Annotated in this window: 17 protein-coding genes; 9 read left to right on the top strand and 8 right to left on the bottom strand. The window is 55.9% G+C overall.

What is annotated here, in order from left to right; all coding sequences use genetic code 11:
- The first annotated feature begins 30 nt into the window (after nucleotides 1-30).
- Together kduD and KTH07_RS16120 are read left to right on the top strand one after the other, a co-directional pair.
- Nucleotides 31-792, top strand: a complete 762-nt coding sequence (kduD, locus tag KTH07_RS16125) for a 2-dehydro-3-deoxy-D-gluconate 5-dehydrogenase KduD (protein WP_003862835.1) — start codon at nucleotides 31-33, stop codon at nucleotides 790-792.
- A gap of 312 nt (nucleotides 793-1,104) precedes the next feature.
- On the top strand, nucleotides 1,105-2,520 hold the full coding sequence (locus KTH07_RS16120) for a sugar porter family MFS transporter (RefSeq protein ID WP_023295370.1): 1,416 nt from the start codon (nucleotides 1,105-1,107) through the stop codon (nucleotides 2,518-2,520).
- 82 nt (nucleotides 2,521-2,602) lie between these two features.
- Here the strand turns inward: KTH07_RS16120 and KTH07_RS16115 are convergent, their stop codons facing one another.
- Genes KTH07_RS16115 through KTH07_RS16100 form a run of 4 tightly spaced genes read right to left on the bottom strand, consistent with a single transcriptional unit; the run spans nucleotide 2,603 to nucleotide 6,828 of the window.
- Nucleotides 2,603-3,889 (bottom strand): ABC transporter substrate-binding protein, encoded by a 1,287-nt coding sequence (locus KTH07_RS16115; protein WP_017382862.1) that lies wholly within the window; start codon nucleotides 3,887-3,889, stop codon nucleotides 2,603-2,605.
- Nucleotides 3,890-3,902: 13 nt separating this feature from the next.
- The gene (locus KTH07_RS16110) at nucleotides 3,903-5,030 is read right to left on the bottom strand and encodes an ABC transporter ATP-binding protein (RefSeq protein ID WP_023295369.1); all 1,128 of its coding nucleotides are present in this window, start codon (nucleotides 5,028-5,030) and stop codon (nucleotides 3,903-3,905) included.
- A 12-nt stretch (nucleotides 5,031-5,042) separates the two neighbouring features.
- The gene (locus KTH07_RS16105; protein ID WP_017692724.1) at nucleotides 5,043-5,945 is read right to left on the bottom strand and encodes a carbohydrate ABC transporter permease; all 903 of its coding nucleotides are present in this window, start codon (nucleotides 5,943-5,945) and stop codon (nucleotides 5,043-5,045) included.
- Complete coding sequence (locus KTH07_RS16100) at nucleotides 5,938-6,828, bottom strand: carbohydrate ABC transporter permease (RefSeq protein ID WP_023304356.1); 891 nt, start codon at nucleotides 6,826-6,828, stop codon at nucleotides 5,938-5,940. Before KTH07_RS16100 ends, KTH07_RS16105 begins: the two co-directional genes overlap by 8 nt.
- 544 nt (nucleotides 6,829-7,372) lie before the next feature.
- Between KTH07_RS16100 and wzz(fepE) the strand changes: the two genes are divergently transcribed.
- Nucleotides 7,373-8,509, top strand: a complete 1,137-nt coding sequence (wzz(fepE), locus tag KTH07_RS16095) for an LPS O-antigen length regulator Wzz(fepE) (RefSeq protein WP_017382859.1) — start codon at nucleotides 7,373-7,375, stop codon at nucleotides 8,507-8,509.
- Nucleotides 8,510-8,542: 33 nt separating this feature from the next.
- On the opposite strand, the gene KTH07_RS16090 is transcribed toward wzz(fepE), so the two are convergent.
- Nucleotides 8,543-8,866 (bottom strand): cupin domain-containing protein, encoded by a 324-nt coding sequence (locus KTH07_RS16090; RefSeq protein WP_015571763.1) that lies wholly within the window; start codon nucleotides 8,864-8,866, stop codon nucleotides 8,543-8,545.
- Nucleotides 8,867-9,001: 135 nt separating this feature from the next.
- On the opposite strand from KTH07_RS16090, the gene KTH07_RS16085 reads away from it, so the two are divergent.
- Nucleotides 9,002-9,694: an aspartate/glutamate racemase gene (locus KTH07_RS16085; RefSeq protein WP_017382858.1), complete on the top strand. Its 693-nt coding sequence runs from the start codon at nucleotides 9,002-9,004 to the stop codon at nucleotides 9,692-9,694.
- Here KTH07_RS16085 and KTH07_RS16080 read toward each other — a convergent pair.
- Nucleotides 9,689-10,615 carry a LysR family transcriptional regulator gene (locus KTH07_RS16080; RefSeq protein ID WP_017692726.1) on the bottom strand — a complete coding sequence of 309 codons (927 nt, stop codon included), beginning with the start codon at nucleotides 10,613-10,615 and terminating at the stop codon, nucleotides 9,689-9,691. The two genes, KTH07_RS16085 and KTH07_RS16080, sit on opposite strands and share 6 nt — an antisense overlap.
- Before the next feature lie 120 nt (nucleotides 10,616-10,735).
- Here KTH07_RS16080 and lysA point away from each other — a divergent pair, with 120 nt between their 5' ends.
- Nucleotides 10,736-11,998 (top strand): diaminopimelate decarboxylase, encoded by a 1,263-nt coding sequence (gene lysA / locus KTH07_RS16075; protein ID WP_032619102.1) that lies wholly within the window; start codon nucleotides 10,736-10,738, stop codon nucleotides 11,996-11,998.
- Here lysA and KTH07_RS16070 read toward each other — a convergent pair.
- Nucleotides 11,968-13,005: a LacI family DNA-binding transcriptional regulator gene (locus KTH07_RS16070; RefSeq protein WP_017692728.1), complete on the bottom strand. Its 1,038-nt coding sequence runs from the start codon at nucleotides 13,003-13,005 to the stop codon at nucleotides 11,968-11,970. The two genes, lysA and KTH07_RS16070, sit on opposite strands and share 31 nt — an antisense overlap.
- 299 nt (nucleotides 13,006-13,304) lie before the next feature.
- Here KTH07_RS16070 and KTH07_RS16065 point away from each other — a divergent pair, with 299 nt between their 5' ends.
- The 4 genes from KTH07_RS16065 (at nucleotide 13,305) to KTH07_RS16050 (ending at nucleotide 17,390) form a co-directional block, all read left to right on the top strand.
- Nucleotides 13,305-14,630, top strand: a complete 1,326-nt coding sequence (locus KTH07_RS16065) for a PTS sugar transporter subunit IIC (protein ID WP_063162082.1) — start codon at nucleotides 13,305-13,307, stop codon at nucleotides 14,628-14,630.
- A gap of 7 nt (nucleotides 14,631-14,637) precedes the next feature.
- Entirely contained in the window at nucleotides 14,638-16,065 is a 1,428-nt protein-coding gene (locus tag KTH07_RS16060) for a glycoside hydrolase family 1 protein (RefSeq protein WP_023304354.1), read from the top strand.
- A 78-nt stretch (nucleotides 16,066-16,143) separates the two neighbouring features.
- The gene (locus KTH07_RS16055; RefSeq protein ID WP_003862809.1) at nucleotides 16,144-16,917 is read left to right on the top strand and encodes a GntR family transcriptional regulator; all 774 of its coding nucleotides are present in this window, start codon (nucleotides 16,144-16,146) and stop codon (nucleotides 16,915-16,917) included.
- Complete coding sequence (locus KTH07_RS16050) at nucleotides 16,914-17,390, top strand: GNAT family N-acetyltransferase (RefSeq protein WP_017382852.1); 477 nt, start codon at nucleotides 16,914-16,916, stop codon at nucleotides 17,388-17,390. The genes KTH07_RS16055 and KTH07_RS16050 overlap by 4 nt, the downstream gene beginning before the upstream one ends.
- On the opposite strand, the gene galR is transcribed toward KTH07_RS16050, so the two are convergent.
- A complete protein-coding gene (gene galR / locus KTH07_RS16045; RefSeq protein WP_003862806.1) occupies nucleotides 17,345-18,367 on the bottom strand; it encodes an HTH-type transcriptional regulator GalR in 1,023 nt (340 codons plus the stop codon). The two genes, KTH07_RS16050 and galR, sit on opposite strands and share 46 nt — an antisense overlap.
- Between the last annotated feature and the right edge of the window lie 340 nt (nucleotides 18,368-18,707).

Raw genomic sequence — 18,707 nt, 5'->3', positions numbered from 1 at the left:
TGACAGGCGCTGAACGATTAAGGAATAAACATGATTCTGGATGCATTTTCTCTGCAAGGTAAAGTGGCTGTGGTTTCCGGTTGTGACACCGGGTTGGGGCAGGGTATGGCGCTAGGTCTGGCGGAAGCGGGCTGCGATATCGTCGGGATTAACATCGTTGAGCCAACGGAAACCATCGAGCGCGTCACCGCGCTGGGTCGTCGTTTCCTGAGCCTGACCGCGGACCTGCGCAAAATCGATGCGATCCCTGAGCTGCTGGATCGCGCGGTGGCGGAGTTTGGGCATATCGATATTCTGGTCAACAACGCTGGCCTGATCCGTCGTGAAGACGCGATTAACTTCAGCGAAACGGACTGGGACGACGTGATGAACCTGAACATCAAGAGCGTGTTCTTTATGTCCCAGGCGGCTGCGAAGCACTTCATCGCCCAGGGGAAAGGGGGCAAGATCATCAATATTGCCTCCATGCTCTCTTTCCAGGGCGGCATCCGCGTGCCGTCTTACACCGCATCGAAGAGTGCCGTGATGGGCGTAACCCGTCTGCTGGCGAACGAGTGGGCGCAGCACAACATCAACGTCAACGCGATTGCGCCGGGCTACATGGCCACCAACAATACCCAGCAGCTGCGTGCGGATGAAGAGCGCAGCGCGGCAATCCTGGAGCGTATTCCAGCGGGTCGCTGGGGTCTGCCGAGCGATCTGATGGGCCCGGTTGTGTTCCTGGCGTCCCCGGCTTCGGATTATATTAACGGCTACACCGTTGCCGTTGACGGCGGCTGGCTGGCACGATAATTCACCCCGAATAAAGAACCTCTGCCCTCGGGTGGAGGTTTTTTTTGCGCCAAAATTGGCTTTATCCATATCCTTAAAGATGAAAAATCCATACTGAAAAGGAATGAATGACGGGTGTCACACATTTATCGCTTAAATATTAACTAATTAATAAAAAATAAGGTTAAACCACCCTGATTTGAAATTGTAATGTCCATCACAGATCGGTATGTCGTAGCGAAATAATCCATATCTTCACCAGTTCCGGCCTGACACTTTCTTCCGGTATCTCGTAATTTCACTTAACGAATTTCGCTGTTGAGGCAGGAAACTATGACATCTGTAAATGACTCTACCCTTATGCCCGCTGCGCTGCGCGATACCCGACGCATGAACCAGTTTGTTTCTGTTGCGGCCGCCGTAGCCGGTTTACTGTTTGGTCTGGATATCGGCGTTATCGCTGGCGCACTGCCCTTTATTACCGACCACTTTACCTTAAGCAACCGCCTGCAAGAGTGGGTGGTGAGCAGCATGATGCTGGGTGCGGCCATCGGCGCACTGTTTAACGGCTGGCTGTCGTTCCGTCTCGGGCGCAAATACAGCCTGATGGTTGGGGCGATCCTGTTTGTTGCCGGTTCCATTGGCTCGGCGTTTGCCATCAACGTTGAGGTGCTGCTGCTCTCCCGCGTGCTGCTGGGCGTGGCGGTGGGTATCGCGTCCTACACCGCGCCGCTTTACCTCTCCGAAATGGCGAGCGAAAACGTGCGCGGGAAGATGATCAGCATGTACCAGCTGATGGTGACGCTCGGTATCGTGCTGGCGTTCCTGTCGGATACATACTTCAGCTACAGCGGCAACTGGCGGGCAATGCTTGGCGTGTTGGCGCTGCCTGCGGTGCTGCTGATTGTGTTAGTCATTTTCCTGCCGAACAGCCCGCGCTGGCTGGCGCAAAAAGGGCGTCACGTGGAGGCGGAAGAGGTGCTGCGCATGCTGCGCGACACGTCTGAAAAAGCGCGTGAAGAGCTGAACGAAATCCGCGAGAGCCTGAAGCTGAAGCAGGGCGGCTGGTCGCTGTTTAAGGCAAACCGCAACGTGCGCCGCGCGGTGTTCCTCGGCATGCTGTTACAGGCGATGCAGCAGTTCACGGGGATGAACATCATCATGTATTACGCCCCACGCATCTTTAAAATGGCCGGTTTTACCACCACCGAACAGCAGATGATCGCCACGCTGGTGGTAGGGCTGACCTTTATGTTCGCCACCTTTATCGCGGTGTTCACCGTTGATAAGGCCGGACGTAAACCCGCCCTGAAAATTGGCTTTAGCGTGATGGCGCTCGGCACCTTAATACTCGGCTACTGCCTGATGCAGTTCGATAACGGCACGGCGTCCAGCGGCCTCTCCTGGCTCTCCGTCGGCATGACCATGATGTGCATCGCCGGTTACGCGATGAGCGCCGCGCCGGTGGTGTGGATCCTGTGCTCTGAAATTCAGCCGCTGAAATGCCGTGACTTTGGTATCACCTGTTCCACCACCACCAACTGGGTGTCGAACATGATCATTGGCGCGACCTTCCTGACGCTGCTGGATGCGATTGGCGCGGCAGGCACCTTCTGGCTCTATACGGTGCTGAACGTGGCGTTTATCGGCGTGACCTTCTGGCTGATTCCGGAAACCAAAGGCGTGACCCTGGAGCATATTGAACGCAAGCTGATGAGAGGGGAGAAACTACGTAATATCGGCGTGTAATGTCATTGCCCGGTGGCGCTTCGCTTACCGGGCCTACGACAGCCTGTAGGCCGGGTAAGCGAAGCGCCACCCGGCTTTGTGTTTACCGCATCGCACGTCTCAAAATACGCTCCGCCTGACGCTGGAAGTCAGCGGCCGTCTCTTCCACGGTTTTCTGCCCGTAGTCGATATACTGCAAAGAGGTACCGAACTGCGCCACAATCTGTGGGTCGTCAAAGTATGGCGAGACGGTGAGTTTCGCCGGCAGCGACTGCGCCAGGCGCAGGCCCGCCACGGATGGATCGTCCTCTTTAATGGTGCCGTCTTCGGTCAGATACTGCACCGCCACTTTGCTCAACGGCACGCCGCGCTCAAGACCCAGCGTATCGACCCCTTCTTTGCTGTTGAGCAGGAAGTTAATCAGCTTCGCTGCCGCTTCCGGGTTTTTGGTTGTCTTACCAATCGACAGCATCTGCGCCGGTTTGAAGAACAGACCCGCGTCGGTGGCTCCCGGCAGCATTGGGTAGCTGCCCAGCTCCAGTTTCGCCGGTGGCTTCAGGTTGTCGGAATATTTGTTGATGGTGGAGTTCCACATGTAGGTGCCGCCCCATTCACCCTGGATCCACGGCTTCATCTCATACATGTTGCTCTTACCGAACGAGGCATAGTATTTGGTGTCCGGCATGACGTGGCTGTCGATCAGCTTTTTGTAGGTCTGGAAAAACTCCACCCACTGTTCCTTTGTGTAGCTGAACTTTTTGGTTTTCTCATCCACCGCAGGAATGTTGTACTTCTGGATCATGTACGAATTCAGCAGCGCCAGCGTATCCTGGTGCTCCAGGATCACCGGATAGTATTGCTTGCCGAGCTTGCTCTCGAAGGTTTTACCGGCCGCCATCAGCTCGTCCCAGGTTTTCGGGTACGCAATACCCGCTTTTTTCCAGGTTTCGTCATTGAAGTAGAACACGCGCGCCGTCACCGAGATCGGAATGCCGTTCAGCTTGCCGTCCACGGTGGTGGTTTGCAGCTCTTTGGGATCGAACTGCGACAGGTCGATCACGTCCTTCATTTTGTTCAGATCGTAGAAGCCGTCACCGGTTTTGGAGAAGATCGGCAGCCAGTTCCAGTTGGTCTGCATCACGTCCGGCTCGGTGCCGCCCGCAATCTGGGTGGTCAGACGGGAGAGGTGACCGTCCCAGCCGGTGTATTCCGCTTTTACGTTGATGTCCGGGTTCTGCTTATGGAACTCTTCCAGCGCTTTCAGAGTGACCTGGTGACGGCCATTGCCGCCCCACCAGGACATCCGTAAATCCACATTCTGCGCCATCGATGGCAAAGCGGTAAGGCCCAGGGTCGCGGAGATTGCTGCGCTTAAAAGCACTTTTTTCATTTTTATCACTCCATCAGAGAGAGAGGTTCTGTTCAGTTTTTGCGTCAAAAATATGACACTTGTTCATCTCAAACGTGAAATACACCTTACGATGAAGCCCTTTATCAATCATTGGCTTAGCTTCATCGGACGGGATTCGGGCGGTCAGTTCGTAGTCCGCGACCTTCAGGTACACAAAGAATTCGTGGCCCATGTTCTCCACGCGCACCATCTCCCCGCTACAGCCGCCATTCGGGAAGGGCTCATCAGAGAGCGACACAAATTCCGGGCGCACGCCGTAGAAGATCTCCTGACCCGCGTAAGCCGCGACTTTCTCCTGCTTCTCCGCGTTCAGCGGCATGGTTTCATCGCCAATGGCGATGTGCAGCTGGCCCGCTTTTTCGACCAGCACGCTTTTGCGTATATTCATCTCCGGCGCGCCGATAAAGCCCGCCACGAACATGTTCTTCGGCTTGTGGTAGAGGTTGTCCGGCGTGTCCACCTGCATGATATGGCCGAGCTTCATCACGCAGATGCGGTCGCCCATGGTCATCGCTTCGGTCTGGTCGTGGGTCACGTAAACGGTGGTCGCCGGTTTTCCTGACTTCTTCAACTGCTTGTGCAGGTCAGAAATACGGATACGCATCGAAGCGCGCAGTTTGGCGTCGAGGTTTGAAAGCGGCTCATCGAACAGGAACACATCCGGTTTTTTCACAATCGCACGGCCTACCGCCACGCGCTGCGCCTGGCCGCCGGAAAGCTGGCGCGGCAGGCGGTCGAGCAGCTCTTCCAGCTCAAGAATTTTGGCGGCTTCATTCACCTGAGACTCAATCTGATCTTTCGGCAGTTTGCTCAGCTTGAGACCAAAGGCCAGATTCTCGCGCACCGTCATGTGCGGATAGAGGGCGTAGTTCTGGAACACCATTGCAATACCGCGCTCCTTCGGCGCGAGGTTGTTCACGATCTTGTCGCCGATGCGCACCTCGCCGCCGCTGATGGTTTCCAGCCCCGCCAGCATGCGCAGGGTCGTGGATTTGGCGCAGCCGGATGGGCCGACGATCACCATGAATTCCCCTTCAGCAATTTTAAGATCGATAGCGTGTACCGCTTTAAAGCCGTTGGAGTAGACCTTTTCCAGCTTGTTGAAAATAACTTCAGCCATGGTATTTCCCTCTTAACCTTTAATTCCGCTGCTGGTGACGCCCTGTACGAAGTAGCGCTGTGCCAGGAAGAAGACAATGATGGATGGCAGAATGGAGATGCTCGCCATTGCCAGAATTTCGTTCCACGGCGCGCCTTCGGTGACGTCGATGGACATTTTCAGCGCCAGTGCGATGGGGTATTTATCCACGCTGTAGACGTAAATCAGCGGCCCGATAAAGTCGTTCATGGACCACATGAACTGGAACAGGGCGACGGAGATAATGGCCGGTTTCAGGATCGGTACCACCACGTACCACAGCACCTGGAAGGAGTTACAGCCGTCAATCTGCGCCGCCTCTTCCATGTCACGCGGGACGCCGCGCAGGAACTGGATCAGCATGAAGACGAAGAACCCCTGAGTGGCGAAGGCCAGCGGCAGGTACAGCGGCATATAGCTGTTGAGCATGCCCATTTCACGGAACATGAGGTACTGAGGGATCAGCAGCACGGTGCTGGGCAGCAGCATGGTGGTGATGAGCGTGGCGAACCAGAACTTCTTCCACGGGATCTCGAAGCGGGCAAAGCCGTACGCCACGATGGTGGAGGAGATAATGGTCAGGATCACTTTCGGGATCACATACTTAAAGGTATTCAGCATGTAATGGCCGAAGTTGTACTCGGTCCCGGTTTTCCAGCCGTTCACGAAACCATCCCAGGTGGCGTGGGCTGGCCACAGGCTCAGTGTGGTGAAGATCTCGTGGTTCGGTTTGAACGACGCGGAGAACATCCACACCAGCGGGTAAAGCATCAGCAGGCCGACAACCAGCAGGATCACATAGCGAACGGAGGCGTTGATTTTCTCTCTGCGCAGCGTGCGGGCCACTTCGCGTTCGGCGACGCTTCTTGCCGTGGAGAGTTGTTGAATATCAGCCATTTTTGCCTCCTTTATCGGCGGAGTAGAACACCCAGTATTTCGACGACTTAAAGGCGATACCGGCGAAGACGGCCACCACCAGGAACAGGATCCACGCCAGCGCCGCGCCATAGCCCATATCGAAATACTTGAACGCGGTGTCGTAGATGTAGAGCGAGAACAGATAGGTCGAATAGGTTGGCCCGCCGCCGGTAATGACGTACGGCCCGGTAAATTCCTGGAACGCCTGCGTGGTCTGCATGATGAAGTTGAAGAAGATCACCGGCGTAATCAGCGGCACGGTCACCTTCATGAACATCTGCCATTTCGATGCGCCATCGATCATTGCCGCTTCATACTGGGACTGCGGTACGTTTTGCAGCGCGGCCAGGAAGATGACCATCGCGGAACCGAACTGCCAGACGCGCAGCAGGGTAACGGACATCAGCGCCAGCGACGGCTCGCCCAGCCAGTTCACCGGATCAAAGCCAAATACACCGATAAAGCTGTTCAGCAGACCATCAATGGCAAATAAGGCGCGCCACAGTACGGCAATGGCGACGGAGCTGCCGAGGATCGACGGAATATAGTAGGCCGTTCGGAAAAAGCCGATGCCGCGTAATTTAAAGTTCAGGACAAAGGCAATTCCTAATGCAAAGGCGAGCTTTAACGGGATGGTTAAAAATACATAGGCAAAGGTCACGCCCATGGATTTCCAGAAGAGCGTGTCTTCGGTAAACATGTAGCGATAGTTTTCGATGCCGTTAAACACCGGCGGACTCATCAAATCGTAATCCGTAAAGCTGAGGAAAAACGATGAGACGAAGGGGAATGCCGTAAAGATTATCAGCCCGATGATATAGGGTGATATCCATGCGAGCCCCAGCAGCTTGTTTTCATTCATACATACCTACCTGGCAATCAATGGTTTAATACGAAATCTGCTTTGTTACATTTTCCCGGGCCTGCGATGCGCGGCATGGGAGCTGAAATTCAGGGTGCAACGTCTGGCAACGGCAAAACCTACGTTTGTTTTTTAACGCTTTTTTGTCTTTCTTCATGCTGTAAGCGCTTCTGGTTTCAAAAGAGCTGAACCGGTGTTCTTGGATACTAAAACATCGTTTTATTTTATATTATTGCGATTTATTTCTGCGTCATTCGCTTAATGGTGGAAATGTGATCGGCGTCGAAACGCTGTTTCAATATAGTGAGGGAGGTGGCATTTTTGACTTTCCATGGACGTTCGCCGCGGCCCATGAGGAAGAGATAATGAAGCAAAAGGGGAGCAGGAATAACAATAGTCACGCAGCGTGGCTAACTACCAGATCTGATAGCAGGTCTACAGATGTACCAATTCGTCATTCAGATAATTCTTACATTCTTGTATGATTTGTTACACCGGAACCAGTCAGGCAGAATTTCACTGCATCCTTAAAAGAAGAACAGTTATGTCAGCGATGGATTTCAAAAAACATACGGATCTCAATTTTCCTCACTATGCTCCCCCGGCGGTCAGCGCTAAAGAAATAGATCTTCTGGGTCTGCTGGACGTCCTGCTGGCAGCAAAAAAACGCATCATCACCATTGTCTTTGCATTTGCACTGGTCGGCCTGGCAATCGCTTTTCTGATACCGCAAAAATGGACCAGTAAAGCGGTCATTACGCCCGCGGAACAGACGCAGTGGAGTTCGCTGCGCCAGATGATGGTGGCGCTCCAGGTGCTTGATGTCGACGTGAAAATTACCCGTGCGGATGTGTTTAATCTGTTTATCAAAAAGTTTCAGTCCCAGTCTCTGCTTGAAGAGTACATGAAGAGCTCACCTTACGTGATGGCTCAGCTCGATGGCGCTCAGGTTGACCCGCTGGAGCTGCACCGCGCGGTGGTCAATATTGCCGAAAAGATGAAGGCTGTTGATAACACGCAGGAAAAAAACGCTGATAAAGCACCGTACCTCTCCTGGACGTTAAGCTTCACTGCCCCAACGGCAGAGGACGCGCAGAAAGTGTTGAATGGTTACATTCAGTACATCTCCCGCATCGTCGAGCAGGAGACCATGCAAAACATTCGCGATCAGCTGATCCTGAGAACCAAAACGGTTCAGCAGCAGCTGGAGCTGGATCGGGTCCGTCTGACAAATATCCATAATACCAACCTGCAACGCCTGAACTACTCGCTGGAAGTGGCGAACGCGGCAGGGATCAAAAAGCCGGTCTACAGCAATGGACAGGCGGTGAAAGACGATCCGGATTATTCCGTCGCCCTCGGTGCGGACGGGATTGCGCAGAAATTGCAGATTGAAAAAAATCTGAAGGATGTTTCTGAGCTGAACGCCGATTTCCAGAACCGCGAATACTATCTGGCACAGCTGCAAAAACTTTCCTTCGAAGATGTGAGCCTGGAGCCGTTCAAATACCAGCTTTCACCTTCTATGCCGGTGAAAAAAGATGGCCCGGGCAAAGCCCTGATCGTGCTGCTGGCGTGTATTCTGGGTGGACTGTTCGCCTGTGGCAGCGTGCTGCTGCGCGAGGCAATGAGCACCCGCAACCCGCTGCCGGAACAACTTCCTGAGCCGGTTACGGAATAACTTCAAAAAAGGCGCTCAACTGAGCGCCTTTTTTTATTTCAGGAAATCTTCGCGAACCGGCGTAAAGGTATCCAGCAGGGTGCCGGGTTTCAGGCAAACGCAGCCGTGCATCACGTGCGGCGCTTTATAAAGGGTGTCGCCCGCCATCACCACATGCTTCTCCTCGCCGATGGTGAACTCAAACTCCCCCGAGAGAACGTAGGTGAGCTGCTCATGCGGGTGGTTATGCATCGGGCCAATCGCGCCTTGCTCGAAATTCACTTCCACCGCCATCATCCTGCCGTCGTGCGCCAGAATACGACGCGTCACGCCGTTGCCCAGATCCTCAAGCGTGGTCTCTTTATGGAAAATAAACATATTTTCGCCCTGTTATGTAATGAAACATTGTTTCAATTAATTTATCTCACCCGCGGCGAAAAGGAAACGTTTAGCCAAATAACTGGAAAGGCGATCACAAGTTTGCTTCACTGGGTGAAACGCACAGGAGGAAAGATGAAAACGATCGGTCTGTTAGGGGGCATGAGCTGGGAATCAACGATCCCGTACTACCGCCTGATTAATGAAGGTGTCAAACAGCGTCTGGGCGGTCTGCATTCGGCCAGCCTGCTGCTGCACAGCGTGGATTTCCATGAAATAGAAGCCTGCCAGTCGAGCGGGGAGTGGGACAAAGCCGGGCAGATGCTGGCGGACGCCGCGCTCGGGCTGGAGCGTGCGGGCGCGCAGGGTATTCTGCTGTGTACCAACACCATGCATAAGGTGGCGTCGCACATTGAAGACCGCTGTTCGCTGCCGTTCTTACATATCGCGGATGCCACCGGGCGTGCCATACGTGCCGCCGGCATGACGCGCGTGGCGCTGCTGGGGACGCGCTACACCATGGAGCAGGATTTTTACCGCGGGCGGCTGAACAGCCAGTTCGGGATTGAAAGCCTGATCCCCGAAGAGGCCGACCGGGCGCGCATTAACCAGATTATTTTTGATGAGCTGTGTCTGGGCACCTTCAGCGAAACGTCGCGCGCATGGTATGTCAGCGTGATTGAGAAACTGGCGCAGCAGGGGGCGGAAGGGGTCATCTTCGGCTGTACCGAAATTGGCCTGCTGGTGCCGGCAGACCAAAGCCCGATACCGGTCTTCGATACCGCCGCCATCCATGCCGCCGATGCGGTGGAGTTTATGCTGTCATAGTGGTTTTTGCAGGTCAGGTAAGCGAAGCGCCACCTGACGCGCGTGCGCAATCAGGTGTTCACTAAACGCATCAACCAGCGCTGAGGCGGGCCGGTGCAGCGGGCGGATCAGGCTCACGGTAAAGGGAACGGAAACGCTAAAACGGCGCAGAACCACGCCGCTGCTGGCGTAGTCCATGGCCGTGAGCGGGTTCACCACCGAAATACCCACGCCCGCGCGCACCATCGCGCAAATTGACGCCGCACTGTGCGTTTCCATTACCATCCGCCGCTTCACCTGATGTTCGGCAAACAGGCCATCCAGAAGCTGCCGGTAGCTGTCGGTCTGCGACAGGCTGATATAGTTCTCACCGTGAAAATCCGCCGGCGTCAGCTCCGCTTTGTGGGCAAGCGGGTGGCTGGCAGGTAGCACGCAGACCTCATCCAGCGACAGCAGCTCCGTGCGTTCCGTTCCCGCTGGCGTGACGAGGGTTTCGGTCAGACCCAGATCGTGGCGCTGGGCCGAAAGCCACTCCTCCAGCAGCGGCGACTCCTGCGGCACGATGGTCAGGCTGACCTCCGGATAGCGGGCCAGAAACGGCTGTAACAGTACCGGCAGGAATGACTGGGAAAAGACCGGCAGGCAGACGATGGACAGCTCGCCCTGGCGGAACTCCCTCAGGCTCTCTGCCGCGCTCACGATCCTGTCCAGCCCGTACCAGGAGCGCTGAACCTCCTCAAACAGACGTAAACCCTGCACCGTTGGATGCAGCCTGCCGCGGGTGCGTTCAAACAGCTTCAGCCCCAGCACTTTCTCAAAACGCGCCAGCTCGCGGCTGACCGTCGGCTGCGAAGTGTGCAGCATGTGCGCGGCTTCAGTGAGATTGCCGGTGGTCATTACCGCATGAAAAATCTCGATATGGCGTAGGTTAACGGCGGGCATAGGGCACCTGATGGCTGAGCGTAGTCCATATCATTTTTGCATAGACTCAAGATAAAACGATATTTTTTATTCTCTTCAGGCTATGGCGTAATGATAAAAAACAGATTTCCGGAGACGACCATGCCACGCCCACTCAACCAGACTGAGACCGATTTAAACGCCGATAACCTGCTGCGCCTGCCTGCCGAATTCGGCTGCCCGGTGTGGGTCTACGATGCGCAGATTGTCCGCGAGAAGATCGCCGCGCTGCATCAGTTTGATGTGGTGCGTTTTGCGCAGAAGGCCTGCTCCAATATTCATATTCTGCGCCTGATGCGCGAGCAGGGCGTGAAGGTTGACTCCGTATCGCTGGGTGAAATCGAACGTGCGCTGGCGGCCGGGTTTGATCCGAAAGCCGACAGCGACGCGATCGTCTTCACCGCTGACCTGATTGACGACGCCACGCTGGCGCGCGTGCACGAGCTGCAAATCCCGGTCAATGCCGGTTCGGTGGATATGCTGGAACAGCTTGGGCAGGTCTCTCCTGGCCATCGCGTCTGGCTGCGCATCAACCCGGGCTTTGGTCACGGTCACAGTCAGAAAACCAACACCGGGGGCGAAAACAGCAAGCACGGGATCTGGTATGCCGATATGCCTGCGGCGCTGGAGGTTTTACAACGCTACAACCTCAAGCTGGTGGGCATTCACATGCATATCGGGTCCGGCGTGGATTACGGCCATCTTGAGCAGGTCTGTGGCGCCATGGTGCGTCAGGTTATCGATTTTGGTCAGGATCTGGAGGCGATCTCCGCCGGGGGAGGGCTTTCGATTCCTTACCGCGAAGGGGAAGAGGCGATCGACACGGATCACTATTACGGCCTGTGGAGCGCCGCGCGTGACAGCATCGCCGCCCATCTGGGCCATGCGGTGAAGCTGGAGATTGAGCCGGGTCGTTTCCTGGTCGCCGAAGCTGGCGTGCTGGTGGCGCAGGTGCGGAGCGTGAAGGAGATGGGAAGCCGTCACTTTGTGCTGATTGATGCTGGCTTCAACGACCTGATGCGCCCGTCCATGTACGGCAGTTATCATCACATCACCGCGCTTGCCGCCGATGGCAGCGATCTGGTCATCGCCCCGCGCATCGAGACCGTTGTTGCCGGCCCGCTGTGTGAATCCGGTGACGTCTTTACTCAGCAGGAAGGCGGGAAAGTCGAAACCCGTTCGCTGCCAGAGGTAAAACCGGGAGATTATCTGGTGCTGCATGATACTGGCGCGTACGGGGCGTCTATGTCGTCCAACTACAATAGCCGCCCGCTGCTGCCGGAAGTGCTGTTTGATAACGGCGTGGCGCGGCTGATTCGCCGTCGCCAGACCATTCAGGAGCTGCTGGCGTTAGAGCTGGTCTGATTAAACCAGGGCCCTGTTGTCACCGAATCGCGTAACACCAGGGTGCCGGTGAACGGCGGGATCGCTTCAACCGGCTGGTTTTTTGCCAGCCGGATCGCCTGATCGATCGCCGTGATGATCATGTTGTCGATCGGCAGATACACCGACGACAGGGCAGGCTCCAGCCACTTTGCGCTGGGGGCATCGTCAAAACCAAACAGCGAAATATCCTGCGGGATCTTCAGCCCGGCCTGGTGTAATGCTTTGGAGGCACCAAGGGCCATATCATCGTTACAGGCAAACAGGGCGCTGAACGATGTCTTTTCCGCAATCAGCTCCTTGCACAGCTCGTAACCCCGCGTCATGCCTGCATCGCCGTATTTAATCCGCCGCTCGTCGAGACGAATACCGTGCTTCTCCAGCGCCTTACGGTAGCCCATCAGTCGCGCTTTACCCGTTGGCGTGTGGATCGGGACGGTGATACAGGCGATCTCCCGGTGGCCCTGGCTTATCAGGTAATCCACCGCTTTGAAGGCCGCGTCCTGCTGTTCAAAGAACACGCAGCGATCCGCCGCCTGGCTCACTTCACGGTTAATGATCACCAGCGGCGTCTGCACGCTGTTGATCAGCTTCAGGATCGTCTTTTCGCTCATGTAACGCGTATACAGCACGATGGCGTCGCACTTGCGATCGGCGAGCATCTGCACCGCCTGTTCTTCCTGTTCAGGGGCGTCGTGACCGTCGGTAACAATCAGCTGTTTTCCGTGCTTTTCGGTCTGCCGTGACGCCTGCTGTAGCAAACGACCAAAGTAAAAACCGTCGAACGTCGAGACGACCAGACCAATGCTGTTGCTGGTCTGGTTAGCCAGCGAACGCGCGAGAAAGTTCGGACGATAGCCCAGCTCCTCCATCGCGCGAAATACCTGCTGACGCGTGCTCTCTTTAACCTGACCTGTGCCGTTCAGCACGCGCGAAACGGTGGCCTTCGACACGCCCGCACGCAGTGAGACATCCAGCATTGTTGCCATTCGAAATTCCTGTTTCCACGTAATGGTTTGCAGTTTAACACAGACCATCCGGCGCATAAGCGACGTGGGAAGGGCAAAACCCCATAACGATCACGCTTTTCGGTAACGATCCTCGCCCGCGGGATAAATGCCTGTCATTGGCATGCCAAAATGGTGATAAATCGCAATCTGGAATACCTCTTACCTCATTGAGAGCTTAATCACAGAACAAAGCGCCTGTGGACGCTATTTTTGGCATACCAATAGTATCCGGCTGTCCATCTTATTCAATAAAAGCCCTTTTACTGAGGTATTACCCTATGGCATTTCAGGAAAAACTGATCGACGCTCTGGGCAGTTTTGCCACCACCTTCAACAGCTATCGCTATATCCAGGCGATTAAGTCTGCGTTTATTACCTTAATGCCGGTCATCATTGTGGGGGCGTTCTCGGTACTGATCTCCAATATGGTGCTGGATCCGAAAAACGGCCTGGCGAGCTTTCAGTCGCTGTCGTTTCTGGCGGCGTTAAAGCCGATCACCAGCGCGCTGAACTATGCCACGCTCAACTTTCTTAACATCGGCGCGGTGTTTTTAATCGGCATTGAACTGGGGCGTATTAACGGCATTAAGTCTCTGTTCCCCGGCCTGCTGGCGGTGATCTGCTTTATCTGCGTAACGCCGACGACGGTGGAAATGCTGGTGGACAGCGAGATGCACGTGGTGAAAGACGTGCTGCTGCGCCAGTTCTCGGATACCCGCAGCCTGTTCCTCGGCATGTTTATCGCCATCCTGTCAGTGGAGATTTACTGCTGGCTGGAAAACCGTAAGGGGCTGAAAATCAGGATGCCGGACACGGTGCCGCCGAACGTCGCCGCGTCGTTCTCTGCGCTGATCCCGGCCATTATCACCACCACCGCCATCGCCACCTTTGGCTTCGTGTTTCATCAGATTACCGGTATGTATCTCTACGACGCGGTTTACCAGGTGGTGCAACAGCCGCTGGAGCGGGTGGTGCAAAGCCTGCCGGGGATCCTGCTGCTGATGTTTGTCGCCCAGCTGTTCTGGGTGATTGGTATCCACGGCAACCAGATGATCAAGCCGATCCGCGAGCCGCTGCTGCTGGGGGCAATCACCGTTAACATGAGCGCGTTCGAGCAGGGCAAAGAGGTGCCAAACATCATCACCATGCCGTTCTGGGACGTCTATATGAGCATCGGCGGCTCCGGCCTGACCATCGGCCTGCTGATAGCCGTCATGATTGCCACCAAACGTAAAGAGATGAAGGAGATCGCCAAGCTCTCCATCGGCCCGGGTATTTTTAACATCAACGAGCCGGTGATCTTCGGGATGCCAGTCATGCTCAACCCGATCCTGGCTATCCCGTTCATCATCACGCCGCTGGTGACGGGCTCGATTGGCTACTTTGCCACCGTGACCGGATTTGCCGGGAAAGCCGTGGTGATGGTGCCCTGGACCACGCCGCCGCTGATCAACGCCTGGCTGTCAACCGCGGGCTCCATGGGGGCGGTGATCACCCAGTTTATCTGCATCGTGACCGCGGTGATTATCTATCTGCCGTTTGTGAAAATTGCCTCACGCCGCGCAGATCAGGCCGCACTGCAACAAGCCACCGATAACGCATGAGGACAGGATGAGCATAAAACAGATAACCATACCGCCAGATTTTATGCTGGGCGCGGCGGCATCGGCCTGGCAGACCGAGGGCTGGAGCGGCAAAAAGCCGGGGCAGGATTCGTGGATCGATCTCTGGTACAAGAACGATCGTCACGTCTGGCACAACGGCTACGGCCCGGCGGTGGCAACCGACTTTATCAATCGCTTTCGCGAAGACGTGGCGCTGATGAAGCAGGCGGGACTGACGCACTATCGCACCTCGATCAACTGGTCGCGCTTTTTGACCGACTATGAAAACGCCACCGTAGATGAAGAGTACGCCGCCTATTACGACGCGCTGTTCGATGAAATGCACCGTCAGGGCATTGAGCCGATGATCTGCCTGGAACACTACGAATTGCCGGGCGTGCTGCTGGAGACCTACGGCGGCTGGGCGTCGAAGCACGTCGTCGAGCTGTTCGTTCGCTATGCGGAAAAGGTGTTTGAGCGCTTTCACGGCAAAGTCACCCGCTGGTTTACCTTCAACGAGCCGATTGTGGTCCAGACGCGCGTCTACCTCGACGCGCTGCGCTGGCCCTATGAGCAGAACACCAGCACCTGGATGCAGTGGAACCACCATAAGGTGCTGGCGACGGCGAAAGTGGTGAAGCTGTTTCGCGAGAAAGGGTATGACGGCTCGGTGGGCTGTATTCTTAACCCGGAAGTGACCTATCCGCGCTCGCGCGCGCCGCATGACGTGCGGGCGGCAGAGATGTACGATCTGTTCTATAACCGCGTCTTTCTCGACCCGCTGGTGCACGGGCGCTATCCGCAGGCGCTTTTTACCCTGCTGGCGCAGCATCAGGTGCAGTGGGAATACACGGCTGACGAGCTGGCGCTGATTGCCGACAACACCGTCGACGAGCTGGGCATTAACCTCTATTACCCGCATCGCGTCAAAGCCCCGTCCCGCGCCTGGCACCTGGAGACGCCGTTCCACCCGGCGTACTACTACGAGCCGTTCGAGCTGCCGGGGCGGAGGATGAACACCTCCCGCGGCTGGGAGATCTTCCCGCGCATTATTTACGATATGGCGATGCGGATTAAAAACGAGTATCGCAACATTGACTGGTTTGTGGCGGAAAGCGGGATGGGCGTGGAGAACGAAGCGGAGTTTCGCAATCGCGACGGCATTATCGATGACGCATACCGCATCGCGTTTATCAGCGAACATCTTTATTACACGCTGCTGGCGCGGGAGGCGGGGGCTAACTGCCACGGCTATATGCTGTGGGCCTTCACCGACAACGTCTCCCCGATGAACGCGTTTAAAAACCGCTACGGGCTTATTGAGATCGACCTTGAAAACCATCGCGCACGGCGGGCAAAGAAATCGGCATCCTGGTTTCGCCAGCTGCGCGATGAGCGTGTGATGACGCTCAGGGTTGACGATGAATGGAAGTAAGCCTTCTGGTAAAATAGCGCACAAACTGGCCGGGAGGACGTCCGGCCCGCGCATTAACTGAAAAACACAGGTGAAAACGTGGATAAGGCTGTCATCCTGCCGGAAAAAAAACAGTACCAGGAGATTGGCGAGGATTTACGGGCGCAGATTATCCAGGGGCATTATCCCGTGGGATCGCGTCTGCCGCCGGAGCGCAACATCGCCGAGACGTATGGCGTGAGCCGCACTATCGTGCGCGAGGCGCTGCTGATGCTTGAGCTACAGGGGACGGTGGATATTCGCCAGGGGTCTGGCGTGTACGTGATGCGCATTCCGGAGGAGCATGAAAACGAGGAAGAACGTTTTCTGAACAGTGACGTGGGTCCGTTTGAAATTCTCCAGGCGCGTCAGCTGCTTGAAAGCAACATTGCCGCCTTTGCCGCAAAAATGGCGACGCGGGCGGATATCGACAACCTGCGCCGCATCATCGAGCAGGAGCAACGGGCTATTGCCGCCGACGATCGCAGCCAGGACAACAACAAAATGTTCCACCTGGTACTGGCGGGGGCCACACAAAACCAGATGCTGCTGGCGACCGTTGAAAGCGTCTGGCATCACATGGACAGCAGCCCACTGTGGCAGCAATTCAACGGCCACATCGCCAGCCGCGCATGGCGGCTGAAATGGCTCGGCGACAGGCAAACCATTCTCGCTGCGCTCCGCCGCCGCGACGTGATGGGGGCGTGGCAGGCGATGTTCCAGCATCTTGAAAACGTCAAAAAGAGCCTGCTTGAGCTGTCAGACGAAGACGCGCCCGATTTTGACGGCTATCTCTTTGAATCGGTCCCCCTTTTCCAGGGGAAACTGGTGTGAATATACTGCCGCTTCACGCTGCGCCGCAGTTTACACAGCGGGTGATCGACTGGATCTGGAACGCGTTTGGTGAAGGTATGCCGCGTGCCTTTTTCCAGAGCATTGTTGAGCACAGCCTGACGCCGGGCGAGTTACCGCTCACCTTTATTGCCGTTGAGGATGACCAGCTGCTGGGCACCGTTGGGTTGTGGCGTTGCGATTTAATTTCCCGGCAGGATCTCCACCCCTGGCTGGCTGCGCTGTATGTCGATGAAGCCGCCCGGGGAAACGGGCTGGCGGGAAAACTTCAGCAGCATGTTATCGGCTACGCGCGACGCGCCGGGTATCACGAGCTTCATCTCTGGTCTGCCTGCCGCGACTTCTACGAACGTTACGGCTGGCACTACATCGGCGATGCGCTGGAATACCCGGATAAAACCGTCCATCTCTATCGCTGTTCGCTCACGGCTTCCGCGGGCGATACCACCGAGTGACGGCGCACTAAGGTTGGGCTGAACAGGTGGGTAATTTCCGGTGGCGGGCGATGCTCGGCCAGCGCTAACGCCAGTTCTGCCGCCTGCGTTGCCATGGTCACAATCGGGTAGCGCACGGTGGTCAGGCGAGGGCGCACGTAGCGCGACACCAGCACATCATCAAAGCCAATCAGCGAAATTTCTGCCGGGACGTCAATCCCGTTATCATTCAGCACGCCCATTGCGCCGGCGGCCATGGAGTCGTTATAGCTGGCCACGGCGGTGAAATTCCGCCCGCGGCCCAGCAGCTCCGTCATCGCCTGCTCGCCGCCACTCTCATCCGGTTCTCCGTACGCCACAAGACGATCGTTGCACGGCAGACCGGCTTCGCGCAGCGCGTCGTAATAGCCCTGAAGGCGATCTTCCGCATCGGAAATTGGGTGGTTGGAGCACAGATAACCAATTCGGGTATGGCCCTGCTGGATCAGATGACGGGTTGCGAGCCATGCGCCGTAACGGTCGTCGAGCGCCACGCAGCGGGTTTCAAAACCGGGAATAATGCGGTTGATAATCACCATCCCCGGCATCTGTTTCATCAGATGGATCAGCTCGGCGTCGGGGATCATTTTTGCATGGACCACCAGCGCCGCACAGCGATGACGGATCAGCTGCTCAATGGCCTGGCGCTCTTTCTGTTCATTGTGGTAGCCATTACCAATCAGCAGGAAATTTCCGGTGTGATAAGAAACTTGTTCTACGGCTTTGACCATTGCACCGAAAAACGGATCGGATACATCCCCGACCACCAGCCCGATGGTTTCTGTCGACTGCTGGGCAAGGGCGCGCGCGTTGGCGTTAGGGTGATAATTCAGGTTTTCCATGGCGTCCTGCACGGCCTGGCGCGATGCATCACTCGCTTTAGGGGAGTTGTTGATCACGCGGGAGACGGTCGCGACGGAAACACCGGCCAGACGAGCCACATCCTTAATTGTCGCCATTCAATACCTTCTTATAGGGGTAAGCGTTTACACACTAACTAGTGTTGCGGAAAAGCGGCGCGCATTCAAGGGGAGCGGGTAAGCGTCCTCTGCAAACGTGAAGCAGAACATCCCTCGCGGTGTAATCGTTACACGGCCAGTCATGTCTGAATAATGTCAATCTGAACCTTTAGTTACACTTTGCCTCAGGCTGTTGCGATTGTCCGTTAGCAACGATGCGTAGTGAATTGCTAGAGTCGAGATCCCAGAGGTATTGATAGGTGGAATCAACTTCGGTTGATTAACACGATTTACACCAACCTGCGTTTTACGCAGGTTTTTTTTTGCCTGTAAGTTCAAC

The sequence above is a fragment of the Enterobacter cloacae complex sp. ECL72 genome, assembly GCF_019056635.1.
Classification (GTDB): Bacteria; Pseudomonadota; Gammaproteobacteria; order Enterobacterales; family Enterobacteriaceae; genus Enterobacter; species Enterobacter hormaechei_C.
Note: the sequence above shows the minus strand (reverse complement) of the source record. Positions and strands in the feature narration are given on the sequence as shown.